General features: G+C 61.8%; 11 protein-coding genes. 2 read left to right on the top strand and 9 right to left on the bottom strand.

Annotated elements, in window-relative coordinates; all coding sequences use genetic code 11:
* Window positions 1-36: 36 nt before the first annotated feature.
* Entirely contained in the window at window positions 37-747 is a 711-nt protein-coding gene (locus KVH01_RS21325) for a histidine phosphatase family protein (protein ID WP_217882796.1), read from the bottom strand.
* A 193-nt stretch (window positions 748-940) separates the two neighbouring features.
* On the opposite strand from KVH01_RS21325, the gene sohB reads away from it, so the two are divergent.
* A complete protein-coding gene (gene sohB / locus KVH01_RS21320) occupies window positions 941-1966 on the top strand; it encodes a protease SohB (RefSeq protein WP_217882795.1) in 1026 nt (341 codons plus the stop codon).
* A gap of 609 nt (window positions 1967-2575) precedes the next feature.
* Here the strand turns inward: sohB and KVH01_RS21315 are convergent.
* A complete protein-coding gene (locus KVH01_RS21315; protein WP_217882794.1) occupies window positions 2576-4084 on the bottom strand; it encodes an MFS transporter in 1509 nt (502 codons plus the stop codon).
* 150 nt (window positions 4085-4234) lie between these two features.
* Between KVH01_RS21315 and KVH01_RS21310 the strand changes: the two genes are divergently transcribed.
* A complete protein-coding gene (locus KVH01_RS21310; protein WP_217882793.1) occupies window positions 4235-5131 on the top strand; it encodes a LysR family transcriptional regulator in 897 nt (298 codons plus the stop codon).
* On the opposite strand, the gene dhaL is transcribed toward KVH01_RS21310, so the two are convergent.
* The 7 genes from dhaL to KVH01_RS21275 all read right to left on the bottom strand — a co-directional run bounded on the left by dhaL (window position 5088) and on the right by KVH01_RS21275 (window position 12432).
* Window positions 5088-5735 (bottom strand): dihydroxyacetone kinase subunit DhaL, encoded by a 648-nt coding sequence (gene dhaL / locus KVH01_RS21305; RefSeq protein ID WP_217882792.1) that lies wholly within the window; start codon window positions 5733-5735, stop codon window positions 5088-5090. The genes KVH01_RS21310 and dhaL overlap by 44 nt on opposite strands.
* Window positions 5736-5737: 2 nt before the next feature.
* A complete protein-coding gene (locus KVH01_RS21300) occupies window positions 5738-6739 on the bottom strand; it encodes a dihydroxyacetone kinase subunit DhaK (RefSeq protein ID WP_217882791.1) in 1002 nt (333 codons plus the stop codon).
* Window positions 6740-6880: 141 nt separating this feature from the next.
* The gene (locus KVH01_RS21295) at window positions 6881-7996 is read right to left on the bottom strand and encodes an MDR/zinc-dependent alcohol dehydrogenase-like family protein (RefSeq protein ID WP_043051437.1); all 1116 of its coding nucleotides are present in this window, start codon (window positions 7994-7996) and stop codon (window positions 6881-6883) included.
* Between the two features lie 28 nt (window positions 7997-8024).
* The gene (locus KVH01_RS21290; RefSeq protein WP_217882790.1) at window positions 8025-8780 is read right to left on the bottom strand and encodes an SDR family oxidoreductase; all 756 of its coding nucleotides are present in this window, start codon (window positions 8778-8780) and stop codon (window positions 8025-8027) included.
* A gap of 148 nt (window positions 8781-8928) precedes the next feature.
* Window positions 8929-9936, bottom strand: a complete 1008-nt coding sequence (locus KVH01_RS21285) for a substrate-binding domain-containing protein (protein ID WP_217882789.1) — start codon at window positions 9934-9936, stop codon at window positions 8929-8931.
* A gap of 34 nt (window positions 9937-9970) precedes the next feature.
* Window positions 9971-10948 carry an ABC transporter permease gene (locus tag KVH01_RS21280; RefSeq protein ID WP_217882788.1) on the bottom strand — a complete coding sequence of 326 codons (978 nt, stop codon included), beginning with the start codon at window positions 10946-10948 and terminating at the stop codon, window positions 9971-9973.
* Window positions 10945-12432 (bottom strand): sugar ABC transporter ATP-binding protein, encoded by a 1488-nt coding sequence (locus tag KVH01_RS21275; protein WP_217882787.1) that lies wholly within the window; start codon window positions 12430-12432, stop codon window positions 10945-10947. Before KVH01_RS21275 ends, KVH01_RS21280 begins: the two co-directional genes overlap by 4 nt.
* Window positions 12433-12704: the final 272 nt, after the last annotated feature.

The following is a 12704-nucleotide window of genomic DNA, read 5'->3' as shown; positions in this document are numbered from 1 at the left end:
GAGTCCAGTGACCTTGGGGTCACGGTTGGCCGCAGTTCATCGGAAAGTGATGAGCTGCGGCGCCTTCAACAGTTGCAAGTGGGCATGGTTGTTGAAGGAAGCCAGTGCCACCTCGCGACCGCGGAACTTCAGCTGGTTGAGCGAGGTGTTAACAATTTGCCAGTTCATTTCGAACGCCTGGGCGGCGGGCATTCGGGTAATCAGGTGGAGCAGGGCGGTGATGGTGCCGCCGGAGGTGAATACGGCGATCTTGTCGGCGTTGTCGGCGGCTTCGAGAATACGCTGCAAGCCGCCCTGGACGCGTTCGACAAACCCCAGCCAGCTTTCCAGCCCCGGTGGGTCATAAGTGCCGGCCAGCCAGCGCTCGACGATCAGCGCGAAGATACGCTGGAACTCGCTGCGGTTCTGCGGGCCGTTACGCAGGATGTGTACGGCATCGGGCTCGCTGCCGAGCAGGTCGGGCAACAGGCCGCGGATGATCGCTTCGCCGTCGAATTCGTTGAATGCGCTGTCGGTCTCCAACGCCGGAACCGGCAGGCCAAGGGCGCTGTATTGATCGAACGTGGCGCTGGCGGTGTGTTGCTGGCGACGCAGGTCGCCGGCTATACAGCGATCAAACGTCAGGCCCAGGTCTGCCAGATGGCGTCCGAGCACTTGCGCCTGTTCCACGCCGAGGGGCGACAGGACGTCATAGTCGTCTGCACCGAAGGAGGCCTGGCCATGTCGAATCAGATAGATGCTGCCCACGTCCGTTTTCCCGGTACGTTGAAAGTCTGGCGAGGTTATGAGGATGCCTGCGAGCTGTCAATGAAAAAACATACGCTTGTTTTAAAAGCTCGTTGGAGCCCGCCTGCTGGCGGTTTGATCACTGGCTCCGGCGCGATGGCGTCGGTATGCTGGGGCCATCCGCGCCTGGCGCAGTGCATTCTTAAGGAGATATATGGATTTTTTGGCCGAATATGCGAGCTTTCTGGCGAAGACCGTCACCCTGGTGGTCGCTATTCTGGTGGTACTGATCAGCTTCGCAGCCCTGCGCAGCAAAGGTCGTCGTAAATCCGCCGGCCAGTTGCAGGTCAGCAAGCTCAATGATTTCTACAAGGGGCTGCGCGAGCGCCTGGAGTCGAGCCTGCTCGACAAGGACCAACTCAAGGCCTTGCGCAAATCCGAGAGCAAGACTGAAAAGAAAAAGGGCAAGAAAAAACCCGAGCCCAAGCCGCGAGTGTTCGTACTGGATTTCGACGGCGACATCAAGGCCTCGGCCACCGAGAGCCTGCGCCATGAAATCACCGCGCTGCTGAGCCTGGCCACACCCAAGGATGAAGTGGTACTGCGCCTGGAAAGCGGCGGTGGCATGGTGCACAGTTATGGCCTGGCTTCGTCGCAACTGGCGCGCATCCGCCAGGCCGGTGTGCCATTGACCGTGTGCATCGACAAGGTGGCGGCCAGTGGCGGCTACATGATGGCGTGCATCGGCGAGAAGATCATCAGCGCACCGTTCGCCATCCTCGGCTCCATCGGCGTGGTCGCGCAGTTGCCCAACGTCAACCGCCTGCTGAAAAAACACGATATCGACTTCGAAGTGCTGACTGCCGGCGAATACAAACGCACTCTCACGGTGTTTGGCGAAAATACCGAGAAGGGCCGGGAGAAGTTCCAGGAAGACCTGGACATCACCCACCAGTTGTTCAAGAACTTCGTCTCGCGGTACCGCCCGCAATTGGCGATTGACGATGTAGCGACCGGTGAAGTGTGGCTGGGTGTGGCCGCCCTCGACAAACAGTTGGTCGACGAGCTGCAGACCAGCGACGAATACCTGGCCACCAAGGCCAAGACTGCCGACGTGTTCCACCTGCACTATGCCGAGCGTAAAAGCCTGCAAGAGCGCGTGGGCCTGGCGGCCAGCGGTTCGGTAGACCGGGTGCTGCTGACCTGGTGGAGCCGGCTGACCCAGCAGCGGTTCTGGTAACCATCCTCAGGTTGTAGGCGGCCCCCTGTGGGAGGGGGCTTGTTCTAATGCCAGTCAGTTAAGGCTTTTTTGTAGGAGCGAGCTTGCTCGCGAAAAACTTACAGGCGCCGCGCTCATTCAGCAAAGACGCGTTATCGTTGACGTTTTTCGCGAGCAAGCTCGCTCCTACAGAAGGCGATGACCGCTTAACTGACTGGCATTAGGGCTTGCCCCCGATGAGCATAGGTATCCAAACAACTTATTAGCTGCCGACCGTAACTACGATGCGAAGCGAGCGGCTCTTGATCTTGATCTGCTTTTGATTTTAGGCGCCCCGTTAAACCACGCTGGCCGGAATTCGCCATGGATTTGGGGGGTAAACCGACAGGGGCGGCGGCCCCCCAAATCCATGGCGGATTACGGGCACACCGAGCCTGGGCGAGGTGCCGAGTGGTGGGGCAAGAGCGTTTTGCTTACTTTTGCCTGGGCCGGCATTCCGGCTTTTCAAAAGTGAGCCGCCGTAAGGGCGGAACCCATAGCAGCCGTTACCGCAGCAATGGATATGTACTCGGTCTGATCCAAGATCCGGGTCGACCCTAAGGCCGCCATCGGGGCAAGCCTTTCCCACATTCAGCTGTGTGTGGGTACCGGCTTGCGCATCAGGCTCCCCACCACCAGCGCGCCCAGCAACCCCAATAACCCCGCCACCCACAACACCCCGCTGAACCCACCCACAAACGCCTGCCGCGCCAGCGGTTGCACCGTCACCCTTGCCGCCTCGGGCACCAGGTCCAGCGCCGCGGGCATATCACCGGCTACCACCCGCGAAGCAATACCCGCCACCTGCGCCAGCCATTGCGGGTCGATACTCGTGCTTAGCAACTGTTCGCTGTGGCTGCTCAGCAATGCGCCATACACGCCGATGGCCAACATGATTGCGCTGAAACGCATGGTGGTGCTCATGCCCGAGGCCATGCCTGCGCGATCTCGCGGCACGCAGGCCATGATGTTTTTCTGCGTGTCGCCATTGAGTAACCCCGCGCCTGCGCCGGTGACGGCGATCGCCAGGGCAAAGGGCAGATAGCCGCCGGCCTGCACGGCCCACGCGCTCAACAGATTGCCGCAGCCCACCAGGGTCAAGCCACTCGCCATCATGGTCGCCGGTGTGAAGCGTGCCGCCAGGCGTACACCGACGCGCGGGCAGATCAGCATGGTCAAGGCAAACGGCAACATGCCCAGGCCCGAGGCAATCGCGGAGAAACCCAGGCCGTTCTGCAGGTAGAACGGCAGCAGTGTCATCATCACCTGGGCGCACCCGGCATAGGCAAACATGCCGAGCAAGGCGCCGATAAAGCGTGGGTGCCGAAACAGCTGCAAGTCCACCATCGGTCGCTGCTGCAGGTGCTCGACCAGCACAAACACACCCATCAGCAGCCCACCGCCGAGCAGGCGAGCGTAGGTCAGCGGGCTATCCCAACCGATGCGATTGGCCTCGATCAGCCCCCAGATCAGGCACAGCAAGCTGCCACTGAACGCCAGGCTGCCCCAGGGGTCCAGGCGCGCCGATTGGGTATCGCGAGACTCGGGAATCGCCCGCAGCACCAGCACCATCAGCCCCAGGCCTACCGGCAGGTTGAGATAGAAAATCCAGCGCCAGCCCAGGTACTCGGTGATCAAGCCGCCCAGGGTCGGCGCGGCGGTCATCGCCACACCCATGCACGCGCCCCAGAACGCCCAGGCCTTGGCGCGTTCTATTTCATCGTGGAAGGTATGCCCGATAGACGCCAGTGCCGAGGTCAGCAACAGCGCCGCACCCACTCCTTTCACGGCTCGGGCGATGTCCAGCCACAGCGCGGTGGATGCCGCGCCGCAGCCCAGGGAGGCGAAGATGAAAATACCCAGGCCCCAGACCAGGGTTTTCTTGCGGCCAAAGCGGTCGGAGATACTCCCGGCCGGCAACAACAAGGCGGCGAACGTCAGCATATAAGCGCTGACGACCCACTCGATATCGGCAAAGTTGGCGCCCAGGTCGCGGGCGATGCTTGGCAGCGTGACGGCAACGATGTTGGTATCCAGCACGATCAACGAGCAGACGGCGGAGGCGGTCACCAGGGTCAGGCGTGGACTGCTCCGGCTCATAGGCTAATTACCTGGCAGGCAATACGTAAATTTTGGTTGACTTGCATCTCAAGGGCTATCTAGTGTTCAGGTACTGCGAGCTTAGCCTTGGCCATTCAGATCTTTGTTAGGCGTCGGCAAGCACTTCATTACCTTTGAGCTAATGCTGCCATGGAGATCCGCCATTTTCGTTACTTCCTGGCCGTGGCCCGGCAGCGCAATTTCACCCGCGCCGCCGAGCAATTGGGCATTGCGCCGCCGACCCTGAGCCGGCAAATCCAGGACATGGAAACCAGCCTGGGTACACGCTTGTTTATCCGCCGGCAGCGCGAAGTCAGCCTCACCGAAGCGGGTGCCGCGCTGCTGAGCGAGGCCGAAGCCGCCGTGCGCCAGTTCGAGTTCGCCCAGCGCAATGCCCAGCGCGCCGGGCGCGGCGAGATCGGGCATATCGAGTTGGGTTACGTGGCCTCGGCGCTTTACTGCGGGCTGTTGCAGCGCCAGGTGAGGGGGTTCAGCCAGGCGTTTGCCGATGTGAACGTGAACCTGCGCGAATGGGCCATGGCTGCGCTACCGGGCGCGGTGGCCGATGGGCGCTGCGATATCGGTTATATCCGTTCGCCGATGACCCTGCCGGACGGCGTGGAGGCGGTGCGCCTGGACAGCGAAGGCTTTGTGCTGGCGCTGGCCCAGGATTCCTGGCTGCTGGGGCTTAAGGCAATCACCTGCGAGCACCTGGAAAACGAGACGTTTATCCTGCCGGAACAAATCAGCGGCACCTTGCATGTCGCCGCCCAGGGCGGCTACGCACCGCGTCTGGGCGCGCAGCCGGGCGGGTTGGTGGCGGTGGTGGCCCTGGTGTCGTTGGGGCAGGGGGTTGCGGTAGTGCCGGCATCGATGGTCGGGCATGTGAGCCTGCCGGGCGTGGTGTATCGCACTATCCAGGGTAATGAGGCGTCGTCGTGGTTGTCGTTGATTTACCGGCGCTTTGAAAAAGCGCCGGCGGTGGCGCGGTATATCCAGCAGGTCAAGCAGTCAGTCGCGGCTGCACCGAGTCGGCCAGGCGCGTAAGGATCAGGCAGCACGACACTGCCCCGGCGTCCAGTACCCCGAGGGAACGCTCGCCCAAGCGACTGGCGCGGCCGATCTTGGCCACCAGGTCCCTGGTCGAATCGCGCCCCTGGGAGGCGGCGCTTTTCATTGCCTCCAGCGCATCGTTGAAAGACGCCCCGGATGCATGCGCCTGTTCAAATGCCTCCACCGCAGGAATCAAGGTGTCCATCAGGCACTTGTCGCCCACGCCCGCCTCGGTGATGTCCTGCAGTGAGGTCAAGCCGCCGCGCAACAGGTGGGCGAAGGTGGCAGCATCGATGTCTTCACAGTTGCGCACTTCGTCGGCCATGCCGATAAACAGGCTGCCATACAGCGGGCCCATGGAGCCGCCGATGCCTTCCATCAGGCTCAGGGTCAGTTCATCCAGGGCCTGGGCCAGGCTCAGTTGGCGGCCTTCGATAGTGCGACCGCAGTGGGCGAAGCCCTTGGCCATGTTGATGCCGTGGTCACCGTCGCCAATGGCGCCGTCGACTTCGCTGAGGTATTCGCGATTGGCCAAGATGACGCTGACCAGGTCGGCGACGATGGCGCTGCCGTCACGGGTGGAAAAGTGCTGGCTCATGTTTACTCCGCCTGGGTCATGCCGATGGAACGGCAGGGTTGGTCGATCAGGGTTTTCAGCTCGGCGTCGAGGCCGAGCAGGGTCAGGGTCACGCCCATCATTTCCAGGGAGGTAAAGTAGTTGCCGACGTAGCAACGGTGGATCTTCAAGCCCTTGGCCTTGAGCTGTTTTTCCACCTCGGCGTAGAAAATGTACAGCTCCATCACAGGCGTGGCGCCAAGGCCGGAGACCAGCACCACCACGCTGTCGTCCTGGCTGAAATCGCGGTCGGCGAGGATCGGGGCGAGCATGCGCTCGGCCATGGCCGCAGCCGGTTCAATCGGAATGACTTCGATGCCTGGCTCGCCATGATGGCCGATGCCCAGTTCCATCTGGCCGTCGGGAATCTGGAAGTTCGGCTTGCCCACGGCGGCGATGGTGCACGGCGTGAGGCCGATGCCAATGGAGCGGCACTGGTCGACGGTCTTCTGCGCGACGCGAATCACCCCGTCCAGGTCGTAATGCTGGGCGGCGGCGGCACCGCCGATCTTCCACATGAAGATTTCCCCGGCGACCCCGCGACGCTTGGCGATATCGGCCTTGGGCGCCGAGGCCACGTCGTCGTTGGCCACCACGGTGCGGATGCGCATGTCTTTGCTGGCGGCCATTTTCATCGCCAGCTTGACGTTCATATTGTCGCCAGCGTAGTTGCCATACAGGCAGGCTACGCCCGCGCCATGGTCGGCGGCGCGGAAGGCGTCGAAAAAGCTCTTAGCGGTGGGCGAGGAGAAAATCTCGCCGACGGCCACGGCATCCACCAGCCCCGGGCCGACATAGCCGAGGAACGCCGGCTCATGCCCGGAGCCGCCACCGGTGACGATGCCGACACGACCCTGGGCGGACGGCCTGGCCTTGACGATGACCCGTGGGTTGGTCTCGTACTGGCGCAGTTCGGGGTGCGCGACCAGGATGCCGCGCAGCATGTCCTCGACCACTTGGTCGGGATCGTTGATGACTCGATTCATAACGCGGGTTCCTGTTGTTGTTCTGTTGGTTCAATGTGGGAGGGGGCTTGCTCCCGATGGCGGTGCAACAGAGATAAATCAGTTGACTGACACACCGCTATCGGGAGCAAGCCCCCTCCCACATTTGGATGTTTGGTGTTCTTAAGGCTCGAGCACAACTTTGAGCGACTTGTCGCCACGCTCCATCACCGCAAACGCCTCCTTGAAATCCGCCAGGGCAAACTTGTGGGTCACCACATCGCGCATGTCGATCTTGCGGTTGCCGATGAAGTCGATGGCTCGCGGGTACATATAGGGCCCCAGGTGCGAGCCGAGGATGTCCAATTCCTTGCGGTCGCCGATGATCGACCAGTCCACCGTGGCTTCGTCGTTGAACACGCTGAATTCGACGAAGCGCCCCAGCTTGCGCAGCATCGCCAGGCCCTGGTTGACCGCCTTGTGGTGCCCGGTGGCTTCGATATAGATATCGCAGCCGTAACCGTCGGTGATCGCGCGGATTTTCGCCAGCACATCCACCTCAGCCGGGTTCCAGACTTCGTCTGCGCCCATGCGCAGGGCGAGGGCGGCGCGTTCGGGTTTCATGTCCAGCACGATGAGTTTTTTCGGGTTGCGCAGTCGCACCGCGCCGATGATGCCCAGGCCCAAAGTGCCGGCGCCGGCGACCACTACGATGTCGTCATGGTCGACGTTGGCGCGCTCCGCCGCGTGCAGCGAGCAGGCCAGCGGCTCGATCAGGATCGCTTCGTCGGGCGCGATGGATTCAGGCACTTTGTGGATGATGCCTTCCTTGGTGAAGATCATGTACTGGGCCATGGCGCCCTGCACATTGTTCTGGAAGCCATACAGGTCATGCTTCTGGCACATCCAGTACTGGCCGTGGTTGCAGAAGCGGCAACCCCAGCACGGCACGATCTGTTCGGAAATCACCCGGTCGCCGACCGCCACGCCACGCTTTTCGGCGCCTGGGCCAAGGGCGACCACACGGCACACGAACTCATGCCCGGGAATCATCGGCGGCTTCACATAACGCGGTTGCTCGGCATCGCCCCAGAACGACGGCGCGCCGCGATAGGTCTTGATATCGCCCATGCAGATGCCGCACAGCTCGACCTTGGTGAGGATCTCATCGGGGCCGGGCGTGGGCACGTCGACGGTTTCCAGGCGATAGTCTTCCGGGCCATGGCAGACCACGGCCTGCATGGTTTTCGGGATGCTCGGGGCGAGTTGTTGCGGTGTGCGTTCGGTGACGGTGGACATGACAGGACCTCACGACATAAAGATGGAATTACTGAATGCTGTAGCCGCCATCGATCACCATGTTGGCGCCGGTGATCATCTGCGCGGCATCGCTGAGCAGGTACAGCGCCAGCCCGGCGATTTCTTCAGGCAATGCAAAGCGCCCCGCCGGGATCTGCAATTTGGCCCGCTCGCCCACTTCACCGGCCCAGGCTTTTTTGCCCAGGGCGGTTTCGACGATGGTCGGGGAGATGGCGTTGACGTTGATCTGCGGCGCCCATTCCATGGCCAGGACCTTGGTCATGCCGACGATGGCCGCCTTGCTGGCGCAATAGGCGACGTGACGGTCCAGGCCAATGACGGCAGCCTGGGACGCGAGGTTGACGATGCGCCCGCTGCCCTGGGCCAGCATGTGCTTGGCGCACGCCTGGGTCACGAAGAAACTGGCCTTGAGGTTGATGTCCAGGGTGGTGTCCCAGGCGCTTTCACTGACCTCGATGGCCTTGTCCAACAGCACCACGCCGGCGCTGTTGATCAGGTAATCCAGGCGTTGAAAGTCTGCGAATACGCGGTCGATGGCGGGTTGTATCTGGCCGGTCTGGCCGAGGTCCACAGCGATGCCCAGGTGCCCGCTACCCAGCCTGGCGGCGACTTCAACCACCGCCGGGTCACGGTCCAGCAATGCCACGCGGGCACCGCGTTCCACCAGCAGGGTGGCACAGGCCAGGCCGATGCCGGCGGCACCGCCGGTGATCACCGCGCAACGACCGCTGAGGTCGAAGGCTTGGTTCCAGAATCCAGACATGAACAGACTCCATTTTGAGTAGGGTGGAGGTCAAGTGTGGGAGGGGGCTTGCTCCCGATAGCGATTTAACAGTGATAAATCGGTCGGCTGACACACCGCTATCGGGAGCAAGCCCCCTCCCACATTTGGCTGTATTTCAAGTCAACAACTACTTGGCTCCGCTGACTTGCTTGTACAGCGCATCCGCATTGGCATTGGTCACCGGCACCCATGGCAGGATGTAATTTTTCGCCGTGCCGTCGGCCCATTTCACGTCCTTGGCATAACGCTCCCAGATCACCGACTGCGGCTTGTAGTCCTTGCCGGCCAGGGCGCGCAGGGCCACGTCCAGCGCGCCTTGGGACTGGGCCTGGGCGTCCTGGAGGAAAGTGGTGACTTCATCTTTTTTCGCCGCCTGGATCGCATCCGGCATGCCGTCAATGGAAGTCACGGGCACGTCCTTGGAGGTAAGGCCGTGGGACTTCAGGGCCTGCACGGCGCCCAGGGCCATGTCATCGTTCTGTGCGATCACACCGTTGATGCCCTTGGGGTGAGCGTTGAGCCAGTCTTCGGTGAGGGTCAGCGCCTGGGCGCGGTCCCAGTTGGCGGTTTTCTTCTCGATGATCTTGATGTCCGGGTGTTTGCCCAGCACTTCCAGCTCGCCTTTTTCCCGGTCGATCTGTGCTGACTGGCCAATCGGGCCCTGGATGATCACTACGTTACCCCTGCCGTTGAGCTTGTCGACCATGGCCTGGGCCTGCAGGCGGCCACCTTCCACGTCGTCGTTGCCGACATACGGCACGTTGGCATCGGCTACTTTCGTATTGGAGGCGATGACCACCACGTCGTTGCTCATGGCGGCCTTGACGGTGCCGACACCGGCCTTGGTATCGATCGGCACGAACAGGATCGCGTCGTAGCGTTGGGTCACCATGTTTTCGATCTGGTTGTTCTGGGTCAGGGCGTCGTAGTTGCCGTCGAACACGGTCAACTGCACGGTGCCATCCTTGATCGCCGGATGTTCCTTGAGCTCACGCACCCAGTTCTGCATGAACTGGCCCTTGAGGCCGTAGACGGCTGCGCCGATCTTGTAGGTCTTGCCATCGGCAGCCAGGGCGATGCTGCTGGCAAGTAAGGTGAGGGTCGCCGCAGCGGCCAAAGTGGTACCAAGTTTCATGAGTAGAACTCCGGTTATTGTTGTGGGTCGTTCTCTAGCGTTTTTTCTTGCGCCACACGTCGATCAGTACTGCGAACACGATGATCAGGCCCTTGGCGACCTGTTGGTAATAGGAGGACACACCGAGCAGGTTCAGGCCGTTGTTGATCACGCCGATCAACAGCGCACCGAACAAGGTGCCGACGATGCTGCCGGTGCCACCCGACAGGCTGGTACCACCGATCACCACCGCGGCAATTGCGTCCAGCTCGTAGGAAACCCCGGCCTGGGGCAGGGCAGAGGTGGTACGTGCCGACAGCACCACGCCGGCCAATCCGGCGAGCAGGCCCGACACCACGTACACCGAGAACATCACCTTGCGCACTCCGATGCCGGAGGTGCGCGCGCTTTTTTCATTGCCGCCCACCGCGTATACGTAACGGCCATAGGTGGTGTAGCGCAGGACCATCCAGAAGATCAGCGCGACCACGGCGAAGATGACGATCGGCACGCCTATCGGACCGATCTTGCCGATACCCAGGGCCAGGTAGGCGTCGGGCAGATCGGTGATGGGGCTGCCGTCGTTGAGGATAAAGGTCATGCCCCGGGCGATGCTGAGCATGCCCAGGGTCGCCACGAACGGCGGGATCGACAGGTTGGCGACCATGAAGCCATTGACCACGCCAAGCATCGCCCCGGCAAACATCCCGGCGCTGACCGCTGCCAACAGGCCGTAACCCTGGGTGGCGACCATGGCGCTGCACAGCCCGGCAAACGCCAGGATCGAACCCACAGAGAGGTCGATGCCCTTGGTCAGGATCACATAGGTCATGCCCACGGCGAGGATGCCGTTGATGGAGGTCTGGCGCAGGATGTCCATCCAGTTGCGCCAGGTCATGAAGTATTCGCTGGAAAACGCCATCACCACGCAGAGCAGGATAAACACCAGCGGCAGGCCGAAGCGGTCGAGGGACAGGCGCAGGCGGCTGCGCCGGGCGGTAGTAATAGGTGCGGCGATGGTTTTGGCATTCATGAGGCAAGACTCAACAAGGCTTCCTGGGAAAGGGCGGTGTCGGTGCTGATGGTCACCAGCCGGCCACCCTTGAATACGGCGATGCGATCGCTCAGGTGCAGCAGTTCCGGGGCTTCCGACGACACCACGATGGCCGCGCCGCCAGCCCGTACGAACTGGTCGAGCAGGCGGTAGATCTCCTGCTTGGCGCCTTCGTCGATGCCCCGGGTCGGTTCATCGCAGAGCAGGCACACCGGCTCGGTGGACAGGCATTTGGCGAGCACCACTTTCTGCTGGTTACCGCCGCTCATGGACGCCACCGGCAAATCCAGGGAGCTGGTCTTGATCTGCAGGCGTTTGACCATGTCCTCGGCCAGCTGGGTTTCCTTGCGTGCGTTGATCAGCGACCAGCTCGACAAACGCTTGTAGGCCGACAGCGCAATGTTCGAGAGGATGCTGCCGGTCAGTACCAGGCCACTGTCCTTGCGGTCTTCGGTGACCAGGGACATGCCGGCATCGATGGTGGCCTTGGGCATGCCGATCGGCATGGGCTTGCCTTGCAGGGTGACGCTGCCGGAGTCCGCCACGGTCAAGCCGTAGATGCAATTGAGGAACTCACTGCGCCCGGAGCCCATCAGCCCATAGATGCCGAGGATTTCGCCTTGGCGCAGTTGCAGGCTGATGTCGTGGAACTCGCCGTTGCGGCTCAGGCTGTCGACTTGCAGGCAGGTGTCGGCGGCGCATTCGCGGCCCACCTTGTGGTCGATGCGCGTCAGCTCCTGGCCGACGATGCCGCGCACCAGGTGGTCGCGGTCGATATCGGCCATGCGCCCGCTTTCCACAAAGGCGCCATCGCGAAAGATGCTGTAGTCATCGGCGATCTGCGCCAGTTCGCTCAGGCGATGGGACACATACACGATGCCGGCGCCGCGGGCGGTGAGGCGGCGAATGGCCTTGAACAACGTTTCGGCCTCGCGCTCGCCGATGGCCGAGGTGGGCTCATCCATGATCATCACCTGGCAGTCATGGCTGAACGCCTTGGCGATTTCTACCAGTTGGATCTGCGCCACGCTCAAGCGGTGCATGGGGCTGGTGGCGTCGACCTCGAATTCCAGGCTTTCCAGCAGTTCGCGGGTACGCCGATTCAGGGTCTTGCTGTCGACGATGCAGCCGGCGCGGCGTGGTTCGCGGCCCAGCCAGATATTTTCGGCGACGGTCATGTAGGGGATGGGCTCCAGCTCCTGGGTGATCATCGCGATTCCCGCCGCCAGGGCTTCACTCGGGCGGTTGAATTGTACCGGCGCACTGTTGAGTAGGATGCTGCCGGCGTCACGCTGGGTGATGCCCATCAGGATGCTCAGGAAGGTCGACTTGCCGGCGCCATTGCCGCCGCACAGGGCGTGGACGCTGCCGGCCCGCAGAGAAAGGCGCCCGTCACGCAGGGCGGGCACCCCGGCGTAAGCCTTGGCGACGTGTTCAGCCTGGAGCAGTAATGGCGTGGCCATCGGCGTGTCCTCGTGCTGTGAATTCTTATTAGGTCGCACAGTCATGTTTCGCTGTGAGCATATGTGTATCAAATGAAATTCTGATCAGTCAATCTCTTTCACCTAAAAGCGATGATTCTCATCTTTAGCGGCTATATCGGCTTATCAGGCCGCATTGACTGGGAGGTCAGTTAAATCAAGCTTGACAGAAAGGCTGAAATGCCCGCGAAATGACTGAGCGAAATTTCATTGAGTGATCATATGATCAGTCTTAATCAGGATCTTGGCAGCGG

The sequence above is a fragment of the Pseudomonas khavaziana genome, from assembly GCF_019145205.1.
In the GTDB taxonomy this organism is placed as follows: Bacteria; Pseudomonadota; Gammaproteobacteria; order Pseudomonadales; family Pseudomonadaceae; genus Aquipseudomonas; species Aquipseudomonas khavaziana.
Note: the sequence above shows the minus strand (reverse complement) of the source record. Positions and strands in the feature narration are given on the sequence as shown.

Bases quoted from the DNA above. Each gene is read 5' to 3' on its own strand.
- sohB (WP_217882795.1), top strand. From the start codon at position 941: ATGGATTTTTTGGCCGAATATGCGAGCTTTCTGGCGAAGACCGTCACC.
- KVH01_RS21315 (WP_217882794.1), bottom strand. From the start codon at position 4,084: ATGAGCCGGAGCAGTCCACGCCTGACCCTGGTGACCGCCTCCGCCGTC.
- KVH01_RS21310 (WP_217882793.1), top strand. From the start codon at position 4,235: ATGGAGATCCGCCATTTTCGTTACTTCCTGGCCGTGGCCCGGCAGCGC.
- dhaL (WP_217882792.1), bottom strand. From the start codon at position 5,735: ATGAGCCAGCACTTTTCCACCCGTGACGGCAGCGCCATCGTCGCCGAC.
- KVH01_RS21300 (WP_217882791.1), bottom strand. From the start codon at position 6,739: ATGAATCGAGTCATCAACGATCCCGACCAAGTGGTCGAGGACATGCTG.
- KVH01_RS21295 (WP_043051437.1), bottom strand. From the start codon at position 7,996: ATGTCCACCGTCACCGAACGCACACCGCAACAACTCGCCCCGAGCATC.
- KVH01_RS21290 (WP_217882790.1), bottom strand. From the start codon at position 8,780: ATGTCTGGATTCTGGAACCAAGCCTTCGACCTCAGCGGTCGTTGCGCG.
- KVH01_RS21285 (WP_217882789.1), bottom strand. From the start codon at position 9,936: ATGAAACTTGGTACCACTTTGGCCGCTGCGGCGACCCTCACCTTACTT.
- KVH01_RS21280 (WP_217882788.1), bottom strand. From the start codon at position 10,948: ATGAATGCCAAAACCATCGCCGCACCTATTACTACCGCCCGGCGCAGC.
- KVH01_RS21275 (WP_217882787.1), bottom strand. From the start codon at position 12,432: ATGGCCACGCCATTACTGCTCCAGGCTGAACACGTCGCCAAGGCTTAC.